The organism is Ancylomarina salipaludis (assembly GCF_004122035.1).
Lineage (GTDB): Bacteria > Bacteroidota > Bacteroidia > Bacteroidales > Marinifilaceae > Ancylomarina > Ancylomarina salipaludis.
On record NZ_SAXA01000043.1, the window covers coordinates 1 to 1,021 of the forward strand.

General features: G+C 31.9%; 1 protein-coding gene. It reads right to left on the reverse strand.

What is annotated here, in order from left to right:
* Positions 1-137: 137 nt before the first annotated feature.
* Positions 138-986 carry a hypothetical protein gene (locus tag EO244_RS16780; protein WP_129255839.1) on the reverse strand — a complete coding sequence of 283 codons (849 nt, stop codon included), beginning with the start codon at positions 984-986 and terminating at the stop codon, positions 138-140.
* Positions 987-1,021: the final 35 nt, after the last annotated feature.

The following is a 1,021-nucleotide window of genomic DNA, read 5'->3' on the forward strand; positions in this document are numbered from 1 at the left end:
TAACGTTTAGTGTATGATTTCGTAAGGGACTGCGGATTTTAAACCTATCAAGTTATCACCCAAAATTGATGCGGGTGATGCCATTCGAAAACCTCTGAAACCCTTATGAATTATACACATTGTTAGCGGTTCGGTGTTTATTCAATTTTAAAATCGTGTGTCAATTTATAATATTCTTTTGTTCCAGCCCACCAAATAAAGTTCTTTTTCTCTTCATAAATTCCAATTCCAATTGATTGCCACTTTTTTGCTAGCATTACTTCAAATCTATAATCAAATGGAACTAGTTTTTTTCTAAATCCAAATGAACCGACTGATGCAATTTTGGTAGAATCAGGATACAATGGTGGCGAATCTACAAATTCATAATCTAGAATTCCAGTTCTGGTCATGAATGTAGAATCATTTCTTAAATATGACAATGTTCCCCAGAAATAACCTGGTAAATGTTCGCCGTATAAGGTGTCTGTCGAATTATTCTTTATTTTGAAAAAAGGACCTTTATAATATTCATTACCAACATTCCCTTTGTCAATCGAAATCTCAATTGTTTTAGGTGCATCATAGAATTTATTTATTCTAATATATCCATTGAGAACACTATCTCCTTTCTCATATATGTTCCCTTTTTTAATAAGTCGCTCTCTAAAATCAAAATCCACTGAAATTGTGGTTTTTATTTCATTTCCTCTTAGTTCGAAATCATAAACAATTGAATCTTGTCCGTATTTTTCAGCACTGAAATAGATTGACAGAACATATTTTCCTTTTGATGTAAAATTCTCGTTATCTGAAAAATCGTATTTAGTTATAGAATCTGAGTACAAATTTGAGAGACGACCTTCAGGATATTTTATTAAAACCTTCGTTTCAATTGGTGATTTGATTGTTTCTTCGCATTCGAATGAAAACTGCAATTCATTTTGTCCACGCAGATTTATGCTTATTAAGCAAACGAGAAATATTATAATCAATCTGTTTATCATCTTTGGTACGTCGTTTTTTCACTGACCGCTAACGG